Origin of the sequence: Aliamphritea hakodatensis (assembly GCF_024347195.1) — a bacterium.
Lineage (GTDB): Bacteria > Pseudomonadota > Gammaproteobacteria > Pseudomonadales > Balneatricaceae > Amphritea > Amphritea hakodatensis.
The window spans coordinates 1,862,048-1,878,621 of the sequence record NZ_AP025281.1 but is presented as its reverse complement, the minus strand read 5'-3'; the positions used below and the strand labels follow the sequence as shown (position 1 = coordinate 1,878,621).

Genomic DNA, 16,574 nt, shown 5'->3' with positions numbered 1-16,574 from the left:
CGGGAAGATTTAAAGAATCCTGATGTGACAGGTAATTTCTTCCCGGTCATGATAAAGATGCTTGGCCGCCATACGATATTTAAGGCCAGCCTCTTCCAACGCCGTCTCGATCATCGCCAGGCAGCTACGCACTTCTGTATAGCGCTGCTTCATGGGCAACTTAAGATTGAACACCGTTTCCCGACACCAGCCATTCACCAACCACCGGATCATCAGATCCGTCACCCGGGCAGGCTTATCAACAATGTCACACACCATCCAGTCCAGATTCTTAGCCGGCTGAAAGGTAAACGCATCTTCGGGCTTATGTGTAACCTGACCACTGTCCATCAGTGATTCTGCCATCGGACCGTTATCCACGGCGGTCACAAACATATTCTGCTTTACCAACTGCCAGGTCCAACCTCCCGGGGCGGCTCCCAGGTCAGCAGCCTTCAGGCCACCACTGATATAATGCTGCCATTCATGGGGCGGCACGAACCAGTGCCAGGCTTCCTCTAACTTCAGCGTCGAACGGCTCGGGGCAGCATTCGGAAATTTAAGCCGCATAATCCCCATTGGCCATGGCGCAGAGTTTTCTACCGGTGCCACCCCCAGATAGAAGCAGGTGCCGGTCAGGGCAAAAATATGCAAGCGATACGGGTTAGCATCTGCCAGCAGTTTATTGCGCCGTAATTTCTGACTGAATGCAGAACTGAAGCTGTTACAGAAACGCTGCATTTCACGCCCGTCAGTTGTATCTGCCGGCTCTACCATCACCGACTGGCAAGGTGGCAGCTCCCTGACCTTTTCAAGCAGCGGCGAAATCCGGTCATCCGCAGAGATCCCGTCAATCACCGGTAAGCAGGCCACCCACTGACGGGCAAAAATCAATTTACTGAAATCCGCTTCATCTATCAGCCGCAACGCGGCATCCGGTTCATGGGTCACATACAGCACATAACCACTGTTTTCATCCAGCTTACAGTAGCCGTAAATACCTTCGGCTTCGGCAATATCCCGTATTTCAGCGGCACACTCTTTCTCAAAACCCGGGCGACAATAAAGTAATAAATGATTCATAAAAGTCCTGACTGATTTCAGAGTGTTGTAGAAAGGCAAATCTGCTGGCACCGGGCGACCGCATATTCAAGATGCTGTTGCTGGGTGAGGCCACTGGCTTTGCGGGGTTTGAGATCATGATCACCGTCTTCCAGCCAATGCAGTTCAATACCGCCTGCAAGCGCATAATCGCAGACAACCGCCTGCTTCCCCATCGGATCACGGGTCCCCTGAAAAATACTGATACTGCCTGTTGTGGTCTGCAAATGCTCGGTCCGCGGCTTATCTTGTTTACCGGGAGCGTAGAAGGGATAGCCAAACACAAAACACCCGGATACCTCAGGAAGGTCTGCCAGCATGGTCGCCATACGCCCTCCCATAGACTTGCCGGCGAGATATAACGGAATGTCATCCTGAGAATTTGCGGCAATCAGATGCTGAAAATGCTCAAGCAATTTCGGCTGGCGGTCCGGCGGACGGCGCTTACCGTCTTCACGGCGCTTCTGCATATAGGGAAATTCAAAACGAACTACTTCAATATCATCACTTGCCAGACGCTGCGCCACATCTGCCATAAAGTCACTGTCCATCGGCGCGCCGGCACCATGAGCGAACAAAATACGTGCCCGCCCCGCGTTTCCATCAGTTAACATCAAACTGCCTGCCACAAAAAAGCCGCGATTATAGCCTGATTTCCTGTGCCTATATAGCAATAGTCTGCCCACATCCGATATGACACTGTAAGCACCTGAAAACACTGATTTTAGACTTTTGGCTAATACCTAATCCCTTATGATGTACTTGATCTACATCAAGAAAGCCCCCGTTATGTACAAAAGGCAACAGAACAAGTCTGTTATCGGCCCGGTAAACGTAACGCTTTCGCCCACAACAAAAAATAAAAACCAGCCTTTAAAATCAATGCATTAGCACGCAAACAGGTAACTAAACTGAGACATCAAACACGTAAAACACGACAGGTTTCATGTGACAAACTGTCGCAACTAATCCTGTAAACGCATTGAAATACTAGGGCTATTTCATGATAATAGCCCCGGAAATTTTACTTTCTAAACCTTATTAATAGCTTGTTGATGAGAGCCTGATATGAGCACTGCAGCTGAACACCCAACCTACAATTACAAGGTGGTGCGTCAATTCGCCATCATGACAGTGGTATGGGGCATTGTTGGAATGGCCGTGGGCGTCTTAATTGCCTCCCAGTTAGTATGGCCTGCATTAAACTTTGATACTGCCTGGTTATCTTTCGGCCGTTTACGTCCGTTACACACCAACGCGGTTATCTTTGCATTCGGAGGCAGCGCACTGTTTGCTACCTCTTACTACGTGGTACAGCGTACCTGCCAGGTGCGTCTGATTTCAGACAAACTTGCCGCATTTACATTCTGGGGCTGGCAGTTAGTTATCGTTGCCGCTGCTATCACTTTACCTTTAGGCATTACTTCTTCTAAAGAATACGCTGAACTGGAATGGCCGATCGATATCCTGATCACCATTGTATGGGTTGCATACGCAATCGTATTCCTTGGAACTGTTAAGATCCGTAAGACCTCTCACATCTATGTGGGTAACTGGTTCTACATGGCCTTCATCATTACAGTTGCGGTATTACACATTGTAAACAGCGCTGCAGTACCTGTTTCCCTGTCCAGCTTCAAATCTTACTCTGTTTATCCGGGTGCGATTGATGCGATGGTACAGTGGTGGTACGGCCATAACGCGGTAGGTTTCTTCCTGACTGCCGGCTTCCTGGGCATGATGTACTACTTCGTACCTAAGCAGGCTGAGCGTCCTATTTACTCTTACCGTCTGTCTATCGTTCACTTCTGGGCTCTTATCGCAACTTACATGTGGGCCGGTGGACACCACCTGCACTATACAGCCCTGCCTGACTGGGCTCAGTCTGTTGCTATGGTTATGTCCCTGATCCTGCTGGCACCTTCCTGGGGCGGTATGATCAACGGCATGATGACGCTGTCCGGCGCATGGCATAAGCTACGTACCGATCCAGTACTGCGCTTCCTGGTTGTATCTCTGTCTTTCTACGGTATGTCTACCTTCGAAGGCCCGATGATGGCAATCAAGACCGTCAACGCCCTGTCTCACTACACTGACTGGACTGTTGGTCACGTACACGCCGGCGCACTTGGCTGGGTAGCAATGATTTCGATCGGTGCGACTTACCACATGATTCCGCGCCTGTGGGGCAAAGCTCAGATGTTCAGTGTAAGCCTGATCAACACTCACTTCTGGCTGGCAACGATCGGTACTGTACTGTACATCTGCGCGATGTGGGTTAACGGTATCCTGCAAGGTCTGATGTGGCGTGCGGTTAACGAAGACGGCACTCTGACCTACAGCTTCGTTGAAGCACTGGAAGCAAGCCACCCTGGCTACTTCGTACGTGCACTTGGCGGTGCTTTCTTCCTGGCCGGTATGTTCTTAATGGCATACAACGTCTGGCAGACAGTGCGTAAAGACAGCAAGGCGCCAGCCGCCGACGCGTCAGCACAAGCAGCGTAAGTTCAGGAGCAGATTGAAATGATCAAACACGAAACGATTGAAAAGAACATTGGCATGATGGTGCTGCTGATCATCCTGGTGATCAGTGGCGGCGGTCTTGCCGAAATCGTCCCCCTGTTCTTTAGCAAATCTACGACGAAGCCAATTGAAGGCTTACGCCCGTACACCGCTCTTGAAATGGAAGGCCGTGACATCTACATCCGTGAAGGCTGTAACACCTGTCACTCCCAGATGATTCGTCCATTCCGTGCGGAAACTGAGCGCTACGGTCACTACTCAACTGCCAACGAAGGCGTTTGGGAACACCCATTCCTGTGGGGTTCCAAGCGTACAGGTCCTGACCTGGCCCGTGTTGGCGGCCGTTACAGTGATGACTGGCACCGTGCTCACCTGTACAACCCGCGTGACGTAGTTCCTGAGTCTAAGATGCCGTCTTACCCATGGTTGTTTGAAAACAAACTGGATGGTAAAGACACTTCAGCCAAGCTGGCAGTCTTTAAGAATTTCGGCGTCCCTTACACCGATGAGCAAATCGCCAAAGCTGGCGAAGAAGTGAAAGGTAAGACTGAAATTGAAGCTGTTGTTGCTTACCTGCAGTCGTTAGGCAAGCTTCACTCCGTCTACAACAACAAGCGGTAATTACAGTGAGCTACGAAGTTTACGGCCCATTCATTCCGGTAATCATGCTGATTACCTTCGCCGGCCTTTTTATCTGGGTATTACTGCCCGGCAACAAAAAAAGGTTTGATGATGCATCACAGCTGCCCTTCGCTGATGAAGACAAAGCAGCCAGTGACGAGACTGAAAGGGCCAGTAACGGGAGAAACAAATAATGAGTGATTTTTGGAGCATCTGGGTAAGTGTAATTACGCTGGGCGTAATTGGCGGTTGCGCTGCCCTGCTTTGGTCTACTCGCAAGAGTGAAGTCCACAAAGGGGCGACCGAAGAAACAACCGGTCATACATTCGACGGAATCGAAGAGTATGACAACCCAATGCCAGGCTGGTGGTTACAGATGTTTGTTGCCACTATTATCTTCGGCGTGGTTTACCTGCTGCTTTACCCGGGTCTGGGTAACTTCAAAGGTTTCTTCGGCTGGACACAGGTTGGCCAGTATGAAGAAGAAGTAGCATACGCAGAAGAAACATACCGTCCGGTTTTCGCCAAGTATGCTGCAATGTCTGTTGAAGATCTGCAGTCTCAGCCTGAAGGTCTGAAAATGGGTCAGCGCATGTTCGCCAACAACTGTTCTGTATGCCACGGCACAACAGGCTCCGGCGCACACGGCTTCCCTAACCTGACAGACACTGACTGGCTGTACGGCGGCAACGCTGACACCATCAAAGCCACCATTGCTGGCGGCCGTACCGGTGCCATGCCTCCATGGGGTGCGGTACTGGGTGAAGAAGGTGTACGCGACATGACAAACTATGTCCTGTCACTGGGCGGTAAGACTGCTGACGCGGATGCTGCTGCACGTGGTGAGCAGCAGTTCCAGGCACTGTGTACTGCCTGTCACGGTCAGGATGCGAAAGGTGTTCAGGCACTGGGCGCGCCTAACCTGACAGACGACGTATGGTTATACGGCGGTTCTTTCGAACAGATCAGCCACACTATCCGTGTGGGTCGCAGCGGTGTAATGCCTGCTCATAAAGACCTGCTGAGCGACGACAAGATCCACCTGATCACATCTTACGTCTACAGCCTGTCAAATAAATAAGACTGGCTTAGATCAATAAAAAGGCGATATGTTAAACTACATATCGCCTTTTTTTTTGCCTGAGGTTTTCAGCCAGTGGAATGGGCGTATAATATTCGCGTTTGCTAATACATGGACTGTGAGCACAGCCATTTCTTTTTTAACCCGCTCACAAAAAATGCCAAAACCCTTTATGCTCCAATGTGTTAGCCTGTATTCGACGACTAATGGTGAGGATTGGTATGAATCAGATACCAGTAAAAGATATTACCCCAAAGAGCAAGAACAACGGCGCTCCTGAAACATATGACCTGTACGCCAAACGGGTTCATATCTATGTAAAGTACTACAAAGGTTTTTTTAAGAACTTCCGCACCATTTCCGGCTTCATCATGCTGGCCATGTTCTACGGCTTCTCCTGGCTGCAATGGAATGGCCAGCAGGCTGTACTCTTTGATCTGCCGAACCGTCAGTTCCACGTGTTTAACTTCACCTTCTGGCCCCAGGACTTCATTCTCTTATCCTGGCTGCTGATTATTCTCGCTTTTGTACTTTTCTTTGTGACCGTGTTTGCAGGCCGGCTCTGGTGTGGTTATGCCTGCCCGCAATTCGTCTGGACCTGGTTCTTTATCTGGGCTGAGCGCGTAACCGAAGGTGACCGCAACGTACGGATGCGTCGCGACAAACAACCCATGAGTACAGAAAAATTCCTCCGCAAAGCGGCCAAGCACTGCCTGTGGCTGCTTATCGCCGCGGCAACAGGCGTTGCCTTTGTCGGATACTTTTCACCAATCCGTGAACTGATCCCTGATCTGCTGACCTGGAATCTCGGTCCGTGGGAAACCTGGTGGATCGGTTTCTTCCTCGTTGCCACTTATGCCAATGCTGGCTGGTTACGGGAACAGGTCTGCATTTATATGTGCCCTTACGCCCGCTTCCAGAGCGTCATGTTCGATCAGGACACACTGGTTATTTCCTACGATGAAGTCCGGGGTGAAAACCGCGGTAAACGTAAAAAGAATTTCGATTACAAAGCAGCCGGTATGGGTGACTGCATTGACTGCGGCAACTGCGTTCACGTCTGCCCTGTGGGCATCGATATCCGTGACGGTCTGCAATATGAATGCGTTGCCTGCGGTGCCTGTGTCGATGCCTGTGACGACATAATGGACCGCATGGGTTACGACCGCGGCCTGATTCGCTATACCACCGAACACGCGCTGGAAGGCGGTAAAACGCACATTTTACGCCCTCGCCTGATCGGTTACTTTGTCGCCATGTGTGCAATGTTCATTGCCTTCGGTTACACACTGTATGCCCGGATACCGCTGGAAGTGGATATCATCCGTGACCGGGGACAGCTGTATATCGAAGCATCCAACGGCACGATTGAAAATGCATACATGCTGAAGCTGGCCAACAAGTCACAACAGGACCACCGCTACAGCATTGAAGTATCCGGCATCGACGGCCTGAAGATGATCAGCACCTCAGAAGTTGAAATCCGTTCAGGGGAACTTCTGGATCATCCGGTACGTCTACAGATCAAGCCAGCTTATCTGGAACGTCCGAACTACAACATTATGTTCCACGTTAAGGCTCTGGACGATGAAGATATCAGTATTGATGAAGAGAATCGTTTTATCGGCCCCACCAATCGACGCTAAAACGATGCTTAACAGCACTGAGTAAGTTAAAATAGCCGTTTCGCCCGAGACGGCTTTTATCTTTTTGAAGGAAGATCATGTCCCAACCTAATCCTGTCGCCCCATGGTATAAGCAACCGTGGCTTTGGTTTATTCTTGCACCGCTGATTGCAACGTTTATGTATTCCACGGTTTATATCTCTGCCGCTGTTTTTACCCGTGACACACTGGTACGGGATGACTACGTTAAACATGCGAAAGAAGTTAAACAGGACAATTCAAAAATTCAGGCCGCCGCTGACCTCGGCGTTAAAGCAATCCTGAATATTGACTCTCTGACCGGCGATATCAGCGTCGAACTCAACAGCGACGGCGCCATCCAGAAACCTGAAAGCATGACGCTGGATCTGGTACACGCAACCCTTGCCGACCGGGATATTGAAATCAGTCTGCGCCGGGTCCGTGACGGCCTTTACCTTGGCAGTATTGACAGCAAACCTCTGGGTAAGCAATACGTCATACTGCAGCCTGAAGACGGCAGCTGGCAGATTCGTCAGACCATCTTTCCTCCTTATGACGATACCCCCTTCGACCTGATTCCGCTTAAGACTGATTAATGTCCGAACGATCCTCTGCTAACCAGCCGCAGTTGTGCTTCCACTGCGGCCTGGATGTACCTGCCAACGCCGGATACTCCGCTGAAATAAACGGCCAGTTACAGCCTATGTGCTGTCCGGGCTGCCAGGCAGTGGCTGAAGCAATCGCTGCTGGCGGGCTTGAAAACTACTACAAGCACCGCACCGGCGATGCCCAGTCCCCCAACACTGCTGACCGCAACCACTCCCAGCAACGTCTGGCGGAACTGAAGCTCTATGATGAAGCCTCCGTCCAGCAGAGCTTTGTAAACACGCTCAGTGATGGCAGCAAGCAGGCGGCACTGGTCATTGAAGGCATCACATGTGCGGCCTGTGTCTGGTTACTGGAGCACCACCTGTCCGCACTGGAAGGGGTCACCCAGGCATCCGTCAATATGACCAACCACCGGGCACAGATCAGCTGGAATCCCGATCAGATTGAACTGAGCACAATTCTCGGCGCTATCTATTCGATTGGTTATCAGGGACACCCCTACCACCCGAACAAAGAAGAACAGCTGCTGGCAGCCGAAACCCGCCGGGCTACCCGACGCCTGGGCATTGCCGGCATATTCACCATGCAGATCATGATGCTGGCTGCAGCCATTTATGCAGACAGTAACAACCAGCTTGAACAGCAATTTATCACCTTCATTCGCTGGGCAAGCTTTGTCCTCGCCACACCAGTGGTTTTTTATGCGGCAAGGCCCTTCTTTGACGCGGCCTGGCGCGATTTAAAAACCCGCAGTCTGACCATGGATGTGCCGGTCTCTATTGCCATTGGCGGTGCGTATACAGCCAGTGTATGGGCGACAGCCACCGCCAGTGGTGAAGTATATTTTGACTCAGTCAGCATGTTCACCTTTTTCCTTCTGGTGGGCCGTTACCTTGAAATGAAAGCCCGTCACCGTACCGGCCGGGCAGGTAATTCATTGCTCAACCTGCTCCCGGCAAGTGCAACGGTTATCCGTGACGGACAGGAAGTACTGATTCCGGCCACCGACCTCAAAACCGGCGACCGGGTTATTGTTAAGCCCGGACATACAGTCTCTGCCGACGGCATCATCATTGCCGGCAATAGCAGCATTGATGAATCAGCCCTCACCGGTGAATATCTGCCGCTGAACAAACAGCCCGGTGATAAAGTGGTCGGCGGTACGATTAACGTCGAAAATCCGCTGGAAATCGAAGTCACTGACGTCGGCGCTGAATCAAAGCTGTCTTCCGTCGTCCGCCTCCTCGACCGCGCCCATCAGGAAAAGCCAGCGGTGGCCAAAACCGCGGATAAAATCGCCGGGTATTTTGTTGCTGCCGTCTTAATTACAGCCATCACCGTGGCGCTTATCTGGTGGAACATCGCCCCGGAACACGCACTCTGGGTAACGCTCTCGGTACTGGTAGTAACCTGTCCGTGTGCACTTTCTCTGGCGACCCCTACTGCGCTGACGGCAGCCACCGGCGCCCTGCGGGAAAACGGCATCCTCATCACCCGGGGGCATGTGCTGGAAAGCCTCTCTCACGCCACCCATATAGTGTTTGATAAAACCGGCACACTGACTGAAGGCAACCTTTCCCTGCAGCAAACAATCACTCTGGATGCACTTAATTACACCCGCTGTCTGGATATCGCCGCCGCACTGGAAGCCCACTCCGAACATCCGATTGCCAAAGCGTTCCACCCTCATTGTGAAGAATTTCAGATTGCCCCGGCAACCGACCTTCGCAACCATATTGGCGAAGGCCTCGAAGGCACAGTAGACGGGATCAGATACCGGATTGGTAAGCCTGAATTTGCCAGCTCAGACTGCCCGAAGGTATTGTCTTATCAGGATGCGCCGGATAACAATGGCCAGTGGCTCTTACTGGTGACTGAACAGACACCACTGGCATGGTTCTGCCTTAACGACCCGCTTCGCAAATATGCCGCTCAGTCAGTCCAGAAGCTACAACAGCAAGGCCTGACCGTTACAATGCTGACGGGCGACAACTCCGCGGCTGTCGGTGCCGTCTCCCAGCAACTGAACATTGATCAGGTTATCTCCGGTGTATCTCCTGAAGAGAAACTGCAACACGTGCAGCAGCTACAGGCAGAAGGCGCCCGGGTCATTATGGTTGGCGACGGCATTAATGACATCCCCGTTCTGGCCGGCGCACAAATCTCTATCGCCATGGGCGCCGCGACGGATCTGGCCAAAACCAATGCCGACGCGGTACTGATCTCCAGTGATCTGCAACGCCTGCCTCAGGCGCTGAACCACGCGAAGAAAACCCAGCGAATTATCCGCCAGAATCTGGGCTGGGCACTGGTGTATAATATTATCGCCCTGCCGCTGGCTGCCAGCGGATTAATTGCCCCTTACATGGCAGCCATTGGTATGTCTGCAAGCTCACTGGTGGTCGTCGGTAATGCCCTGCGCTTATCGCGGCTGAAGCAACGCCTTACAGTCGCCAGACAACCGGCTTCATCGCCGGATGTAACAGCAGTTAAATCACAAAGTTAATCAGGCTACGGATCTCTCATGGACATCATCTACCTGTTAATCCCAATTGCAATTATCCTTGCGGGTCTGGGCATCTGGGGATTCTTCTGGTCCGTCAACAGCGGCCAGTACGACGATATGGAGTCGCCTGCCCACAGTATCCTCTTTGATGACGACGAACATCTGATTCCCGACGACGCCAAACAGAAAGCTGCTGATAAACAGGATGACTGAACTCAGTATCTTTTATGCAGTCCTGCTGGGGCTGCTCGGCAGCGCTCACTGTCTCGGTATGTGCGGCGGGATATCCAGCGCAATCGCCATGGGTATCAACCGGCAAAATAATCACCCTCTGCTACTCCTGCTTGGCTTCAATGCCGGCAGGGTACTGAGCTACGCGCTTGCCGGCGGAATACTCGGCGCGCTGGGCTGGCTGATCGAATCCCCCACCACCGGCCTGATTATGCGAACCGTCGCCGGCCTGATGCTGATACTGCTCGGCCTGTATATTGCCAGATGGTGGCAGGCCGTCACCTATATTGAACGTCTGGGCAAACATCTGTGGAAACATATTCAACCGTTCAGCAAACAGCTTCTGCCGGTCAGTTCCGTGCCGAACGCCCTGTTACTGGGCAGTCTGTGGGGCTGGCTGCCCTGCGGACTTGTTTACTCAACACTGATCTGGAGCGCCAGTGCTGCTGACTGGCAAACCTCCGCGATGCTGATGGCAGGCTTTGGCATTGGCACCATTCCGGCCATGCTGGTTACCGGAATGCTGGCCCGGCAGCTACAGGGATTTTTACAGCACCGCCTCACCCAGGCCACCGCCGGCCTGTGCATTATCGGCTTCGGCATCTACACCTTACCGGCTTCCGGCTTACTGCAATTCTTCAGCGCTTGATCAGGGTCAATGCGGCTGCTGTCTGGCACGCATAAAATATCCTCATACCAAATAAGTCGGCACAGACCGGCCCCTATACAGTTTTAGCAAGAGACTTATGCAGTGACTCAACCAAACCTAATTGAATGGGATCTGGATCTGATCCGCCGTTACGATCTGTCAGGCCCCCGTTATACTTCTTACCCAACCGCGATCCAGTTTGATCCTTCTCTTCAGGCCAGTGATCTGGTTAATTGCGGGCAAACTACCGCAGATACCAGCACACCCTTATCGCTTTATGTGCACATCCCTTTCTGTGCTCACGTGTGCTATTACTGCGCCTGTAATAAGGTTATCACCCGGAACCGCAAGAAAGCCCAGCCTTATCTGGATACCCTGTATCAGGAAATGGCGCAGCTTTCCAAATGGTACTCTAAAGACCGGGTTGTTGAGCAACTGCACTGGGGCGGCGGTACCCCAACGTTCATCAGCAATGAACAAATGACTGAGCTGATGCAGGCACTGCGTGACAACTTTAACCTGCTGGATGATGACAGCGGCGATTATTCAATTGAAATTGATCCCCGTGAAGTGGATAACGAAACCCTTCAGGTACTGCGTAACATTGGCTTTAACCGTATCAGCCTGGGTGTGCAGGACGTTGAGCTGAAAGTACAGGAAGCCGTTAACCGGGTACAACCGGTGGAAGAAGTCGCTGCGGTGCTGAGCGAAGCACGCCGCCTGGGCTTTCGCTCCATCAACATGGATCTGATCTACGGCTTACCCCATCAGACACTGGAAAGCTTCAAAAAAACCCTGGCTACCATCATTGAACTCAGCCCCGATCGCCTGAGCGTATTTAACTATGCGCATATGCCAGACCGTTTCCGTTCCCAGAAACATATCCATGCTGAAGATTTGCCAAGCCCGGAAACCAAGCTGGCCATTCTGGAAACGACCATCGCAATGCTGACGGCTGCCGGCTACGTGTATATCGGCATGGATCATTTTGCCAAACCGGACGACGAGCTCGCCATCGCCCAGCGTAATAACCAGTTACACCGGAACTTCCAGGGGTATACCACCCATAAAGAATGTGATCTGGTTGCCATGGGTGTTTCCTCGATCAGCCAGATCGGCGATGTTTACTATCAGAACCAGCACGATATGCGCCTGTATACCGATGCAGTGGAAAGCGATGTCCATGCGATTAACCGGGGTGTTACCCTGAGCCTTGACGACCGTATCCGCCGGGCGGTTATTACCCAGCTGATTTGTCATTTTGAACTGGATAAAAACCGCATCGAAACGGATTTTGATATTAGCTTTGACGAATACTTTGCCGATGAGCTCGAAGAAATAAATCAGTTTGCTCAGGATGGCCTTGTCAGCCTCGAAAAACAGGGCCGCGAACTTCTGGTAACCGGCACTGGCAGGCTGCTTATCCGCCGGATTTGCATGACTTTTGATGCCTATATTCCGAAGCGAACGGCGACTCAGGGGTTCTCCCGAATTATCTGACCGGTAACACTGAATGTCCTGAGCGAACAATGACTCAGGACAACAGCCCGAGCAACGGACTTAACAAAACTGTTACTTTTTATGGCTTTGTGCGACAAAAGTAACGTGTTGTGGTCTAAATTGCTTCAACCCGTACTAAAATTACTTCATAATCGAATGTATACACTGATATATGAACTAATCACAGGACTTGATAATGAGTGACACAAAGGCAACCGATCGCAAAGTACACAGTATATCTCAGGTACATTGCAGCACCTGTAGCCTGAGTTCACTGTGCCTTCCTGTATCCCTGAATCTGACAGAAATGGACCGTCTCGATAACATTATTGAGAAAAGCCGCCCTTTGAAAAAAGGTGAACATCTGTTCCATCAGGGTGATTCATTCTCATCAATTTACGCCATCCGCGCCGGCAGCATTAAAAGCTACAGCCTGACCAATGAAGGCGAAGAACAGATCACCGGATTTTATTTCCCGGGCGAACTGGTTGGTTTCAGCGGTTTTGATGGCAATGAGTACCCTATTTCCGCCAAAGTACTGGAAACAACTACCGTTTGTGAAATTCCTTTCCCACGGCTGGATGAACTCTCCGGACAATTACCGGAGCTGCGCCGCCAGGTACTGCGGACGCTGAGTAAAGAAGTGCGTGAAGATCAGCAAATGATGCTATTGCTCAGTAAGAAAAATGCCGAGCAGCGTATCGCGACATTCCTGTTTAAGCTGTCCTCCCGTTATAAAGCACGTGGTTACTCCGCTACACAGTTCCGTTTATCTATGTCACGGAATGAAATCGGCAACTTCCTGGGTCTGGCCGTTGAAACCGTCAGCCGTATCTTTACCCGTTTCCAGAAAAACGGTCTGATTACGGTTGAAGGTAAAGAAATCGAGCTGGTTCAGCTGCATGAAATTCAGCGCCTGTCCGGTGACTGTGTCGGCGAAGAAGACGACGACCGTATCACCACCAGCCAGATGGACTAGTCTTCCTTTTCAGTACACGACAAAATATATCGGTACACATTTTAGAATTACGCCCTGTTGTAAGGACTCTTCATGTCTTTTGATGAATGTTATATAAAATCAGTTATGCGCACGATTCCGGACTGGCCGGAACCGGGCATTATGTTCCGCGACATCACACCGCTGTTTAAAGACCCCAAAGCCCTGCGTATGATCAGCGACGCTTTCATTCAGCGTTATATCGACTCAGACATTACTCATATCGCCAGCATTGACGCCCGCGGCTTTCTGATTGGTTCCATTATGGCTTACCAGCTTAATATCCCGCTGGTGCTGGTTCGTAAAAAGGGCAAGCTGCCGGGTGAAACAGTCTCCCAGGAATACAAACTGGAGTACGGCAGCGCCACGGTTGAAATGCAGTCTGATGCGGTATCAGAAGGTGACAACGTGCTGATTTTTGACGATCTCATCGCCACCGGAGGCACTGTACTGGCCGCCAGCACCATCATAAAAGAACTGGGCGCCAGCGTTGCCGAAGTCGCCACCCTGATCAACCTGCCGGACCTGCAGGGCTCCCGCAAGATTCAGGAAGCAGGCATTCCCGTTTACAGCCTGATGTCTTACGAAGGCCTCTGAGCCCGCTCTTAACAATTAACAGCCCTGTATTTACAGGGCTGTTTTGTTTCACCCTGAAAAACACTTTCCTATAAAACAACAACTTAAGTAACCAACCACCGTTACTCTCACCATTCTGCCCAGAAACGTAGCAAACCGTCTCAAAAATCGCTTACAATCGGTCAACGTCGTTGGTGCACTGCCGGTTAGCACGCAAAATATCTACCGTCAGCCTGTGCCTGAATCCGCCATGCGAGAGACAACTGCATGGACAAAACAGCCTTGAGTTAATAATAAAAATGAAACTGAGACTGCTCCCCCTGATTACCCTGCTAACGGGTACAATGATCAGCCTTCTGAGCTGGGCTCAGCCAGCACAGAAACTGGCTCTGTCCCCGATCAGCCAGCCTGCGGCAGCTACCGCTGAAAATTCCCTGCCTGAACTCCTCAACCTTCAGCAGGACGCGCAGATCGCCGGTGACCGTTTCGCACTGATTCTGGTCAGCCAGCCCGACTGTCAGTACTGTGAACTGATCACCCGCGAAATTCTTCAGCCCATGCAACTGAGCGGCAAATACGACAAAAAACTGCTGTTCCGCAAACTGACTATTTTTGACGGCAGTAAAACCATCATCGACTATAACGGTGATCCGGTAGACGCGACGGCTTTTGCCAGCCGTTACAACTCAGCATTCACCCCTACCCTGTTGTTTGTTGACCCTAATGACGGTAAGGTGCTGACCGACAAGATGGTTGGCATCAACACCGTTGACCTGTATGGATTCTACGTAGACCGGGCCGTAAACAAGGCACGTAAAGCATTGCGCTATAAATTACTGGCATCCAATTAATTCCGGCGAACCACCCGCCGGTAATGTCCGACTTCATCAGCCCCCTTTACCTGACTGACAGGTAAAGGGGGCTTTTTATCGATTTACAGTTTCACAAATCAAGGCACGTTATGTGGTTTAAAAACGCAATCTTTTACCGGTTCTCTCAACCTTTCGAACACACCGCAGAAGCACTGGAAGCCAAGCTGGAAGACAAAGCCTTCACCCCCTGCAGCAGCCAGGAACTGAGCCGCTTTGGCTGGATCAGCCCCAGCCACGGTCTGTCTGACATGCTGGTCCATGCTGGCCAGGGCTTTATGCTGATTGCCGCCCAGAAAGAAGAAAAAATCCTGCCTTCCTCAGTTATCAAGCAAAAACTGGAAGCCAAAGTTAAGCAGATCGAACACGAACAGGCCCGTAAGGTATACCGTAAAGAACGCGATCAGCTAAAAGATGAAATCATCATTGATCTGCTGCCCCGGGCCTTCAGCAAATTCCAGACTACCCACGCGCTGATTGCTCCGCAGCAAGGGTTGCTCATTGTTGATGCCAGCAGCCATAAACGGGCCGAAGAGCTGCTCAGCCACCTGCGAACCGAGCTGGGCTCACTGCCAGTAGTACTGCCGGACGTCAATCATTCACCGTCTGCCATCATGTCACAATGGCTGGAAAGCGCGGATACCCGCCCCCAGGACTTTGTCATACTTGATGAATGTGAGTTACGTGACACCAGCGTTGAAAATGGCGTAATCCGCTGTAAAGGTCAGGATCTGGAAAGCGATGAAATCCGCCAGCATCTTGAAGCCGGTAAACGCATTGCCAAACTGGCGGTTGACTGGCAGGAGAGCCTGAACTTTATCATTCAGGAAGACCTGTGCCTGAAACGCCTGAAGCTGTCCGATTCACTGAAAGAAAAACTCGATCAGGACAGCCCTGAAGAAGCCATGGAACGGTTCGATTCTGAATTTATCGCCATGTCGCTGGAACTGACCCGCCTGATTCCGATGCTGCTGGAAGCATTTGGCGGTGAAGCAGTCCGTCCATAGTAATACATCCGCAGCAGACCTGTTCCGGGTCTGCTGCATTTCCTTCCCCGGCTTCACTTAACTGTCATTTCAATTTCACGTCGCTGTCACCCTTTCTTTCAACAATGCACATATTGAATCACTCAATGAGACTGATCATATGCTGCAACAACTTCAGTTCCTGGATACCCGGCTGTATTTCTGGATTTTTAACCGTTATGAACAACCGTATATCGCCCTACTCAGTCGCTGGACATCCAGGCTGGGAGACGGTCTCGCATATCTGTTGGCAGGATTACTGCTATTCTGGCTCGAACCGGTCAGTGGCCCGGACTTCTTACAGGCCAGCCTGATTACCTTTAGTATTGAAGTACCGCTTTTCCTGATCCTGAAGCAAATGATCAAACGCAACCGGCCCTGTGATCATCTCCGTGGGGTTACCCCGGCTATCCGGCCGGCAGACCGCTTCAGCTTCCCTTCCGGCCACGCAGCAGCCGCCTTTGCATTTGCGTCAGCGCTGAGTATTTATTACCCCAACTGGTCTGAAGCCGCCTTCACTATTGCCGGGCTGATCGGCCTGTCACGGATATTACTGGGTGTGCATTACCCAACAGACATTCTTGCCGGTGCAATGCTCGGCCTGTCCAGCGCAATGCTTGGCCACCACCTTTATCTGATATGACGCAAGCATCTTCCGCCA

Annotated in this window: 17 protein-coding genes; 15 read left to right on the top strand and 2 right to left on the bottom strand. The window is 51.4% G+C overall.

What is annotated here, in order from left to right:
* Positions 1 to 9: 9 nt before the first annotated feature.
* Together rlmM and PCI15_RS08545 are read right to left on the bottom strand one after the other, a co-directional pair.
* Positions 10 to 1,062 (bottom strand): 23S rRNA (cytidine(2498)-2'-O)-methyltransferase RlmM, encoded by a 1,053-nt coding sequence (gene rlmM / locus PCI15_RS08550; RefSeq protein WP_271273910.1) that lies wholly within the window; start codon positions 1,060 to 1,062, stop codon positions 10 to 12.
* A gap of 17 nt (positions 1,063 to 1,079) precedes the next feature.
* Positions 1,080 to 1,694 carry an alpha/beta family hydrolase gene (locus tag PCI15_RS08545; protein ID WP_271273909.1) on the bottom strand — a complete coding sequence of 205 codons (615 nt, stop codon included), beginning with the start codon at positions 1,692 to 1,694 and terminating at the stop codon, positions 1,080 to 1,082.
* 454 nt (positions 1,695 to 2,148) lie between these two features.
* Between PCI15_RS08545 and ccoN the strand changes: the two genes are divergently transcribed.
* The 15 genes from ccoN (at position 2,149) to PCI15_RS08470 (ending at position 16,556) form a co-directional block, all read left to right on the top strand.
* The gene (gene ccoN / locus PCI15_RS08540; protein WP_271273908.1) at positions 2,149 to 3,585 is read left to right on the top strand and encodes a cytochrome-c oxidase, cbb3-type subunit I; all 1,437 of its coding nucleotides are present in this window, start codon (positions 2,149 to 2,151) and stop codon (positions 3,583 to 3,585) included.
* A gap of 18 nt (positions 3,586 to 3,603) precedes the next feature.
* Positions 3,604 to 4,224, top strand: coding sequence for a cytochrome-c oxidase, cbb3-type subunit II (gene ccoO / locus PCI15_RS08535; RefSeq protein ID WP_446680450.1), 621 nt, complete (start codon positions 3,604 to 3,606; stop codon positions 4,222 to 4,224).
* A gap of 44 nt (positions 4,225 to 4,268) precedes the next feature.
* Positions 4,269 to 4,418 (top strand): cbb3-type cytochrome oxidase subunit 3, encoded by a 150-nt coding sequence (locus tag PCI15_RS08530; RefSeq protein ID WP_271274602.1) that lies wholly within the window; start codon positions 4,269 to 4,271, stop codon positions 4,416 to 4,418.
* Positions 4,418 to 5,305 (top strand): cytochrome-c oxidase, cbb3-type subunit III, encoded by an 888-nt coding sequence (gene ccoP / locus PCI15_RS08525; RefSeq protein WP_271273907.1) that lies wholly within the window; start codon positions 4,418 to 4,420, stop codon positions 5,303 to 5,305. Before PCI15_RS08530 ends, ccoP begins: the two co-directional genes overlap by 1 nt.
* A gap of 221 nt (positions 5,306 to 5,526) precedes the next feature.
* On the top strand, positions 5,527 to 6,951 hold the full coding sequence (gene ccoG, locus PCI15_RS08520) for a cytochrome c oxidase accessory protein CcoG (protein ID WP_271273906.1): 1,425 nt from the start codon (positions 5,527 to 5,529) through the stop codon (positions 6,949 to 6,951).
* A 77-nt stretch (positions 6,952 to 7,028) separates the two neighbouring features.
* Positions 7,029 to 7,547, top strand: coding sequence for a FixH family protein (locus tag PCI15_RS08515; protein ID WP_271273905.1), 519 nt, complete (start codon positions 7,029 to 7,031; stop codon positions 7,545 to 7,547).
* Positions 7,547 to 10,066: a heavy metal translocating P-type ATPase gene (locus PCI15_RS08510; protein WP_271273904.1), complete on the top strand. Its 2,520-nt coding sequence runs from the start codon at positions 7,547 to 7,549 to the stop codon at positions 10,064 to 10,066. The genes PCI15_RS08515 and PCI15_RS08510 overlap by 1 nt, the downstream gene beginning before the upstream one ends.
* Positions 10,067 to 10,084: 18 nt before the next feature.
* Positions 10,085 to 10,279 carry a cbb3-type cytochrome oxidase assembly protein CcoS gene (ccoS, locus tag PCI15_RS08505; RefSeq protein WP_271273903.1) on the top strand — a complete coding sequence of 65 codons (195 nt, stop codon included), beginning with the start codon at positions 10,085 to 10,087 and terminating at the stop codon, positions 10,277 to 10,279.
* The gene (locus PCI15_RS08500; protein ID WP_271273902.1) at positions 10,272 to 10,946 is read left to right on the top strand and encodes a sulfite exporter TauE/SafE family protein; all 675 of its coding nucleotides are present in this window, start codon (positions 10,272 to 10,274) and stop codon (positions 10,944 to 10,946) included. The genes ccoS and PCI15_RS08500 overlap by 8 nt, the downstream gene beginning before the upstream one ends.
* Before the next feature lie 102 nt (positions 10,947 to 11,048).
* A complete protein-coding gene (gene hemN, locus PCI15_RS08495) occupies positions 11,049 to 12,446 on the top strand; it encodes an oxygen-independent coproporphyrinogen III oxidase (protein WP_271273901.1) in 1,398 nt (465 codons plus the stop codon).
* 196 nt (positions 12,447 to 12,642) lie between these two features.
* A complete protein-coding gene (fnr, locus tag PCI15_RS08490; RefSeq protein ID WP_271273900.1) occupies positions 12,643 to 13,425 on the top strand; it encodes a fumarate/nitrate reduction transcriptional regulator Fnr in 783 nt (260 codons plus the stop codon).
* A 72-nt stretch (positions 13,426 to 13,497) separates the two neighbouring features.
* Complete coding sequence (locus PCI15_RS08485) at positions 13,498 to 14,040, top strand: adenine phosphoribosyltransferase (RefSeq protein ID WP_271273899.1); 543 nt, start codon at positions 13,498 to 13,500, stop codon at positions 14,038 to 14,040.
* 278 nt (positions 14,041 to 14,318) lie between these two features.
* Entirely contained in the window at positions 14,319 to 14,870 is a 552-nt protein-coding gene (locus tag PCI15_RS08480) for a thioredoxin family protein (protein WP_271273898.1), read from the top strand.
* 110 nt (positions 14,871 to 14,980) lie between these two features.
* Complete coding sequence (gene rdgC, locus PCI15_RS08475; RefSeq protein ID WP_271273897.1) at positions 14,981 to 15,895, top strand: recombination-associated protein RdgC; 915 nt, start codon at positions 14,981 to 14,983, stop codon at positions 15,893 to 15,895.
* A gap of 139 nt (positions 15,896 to 16,034) precedes the next feature.
* Entirely contained in the window at positions 16,035 to 16,556 is a 522-nt protein-coding gene (locus PCI15_RS08470) for a phosphatase PAP2 family protein (RefSeq protein ID WP_271273896.1), read from the top strand.
* The last annotated feature ends 18 nt before the right edge of the window (positions 16,557 to 16,574 follow it).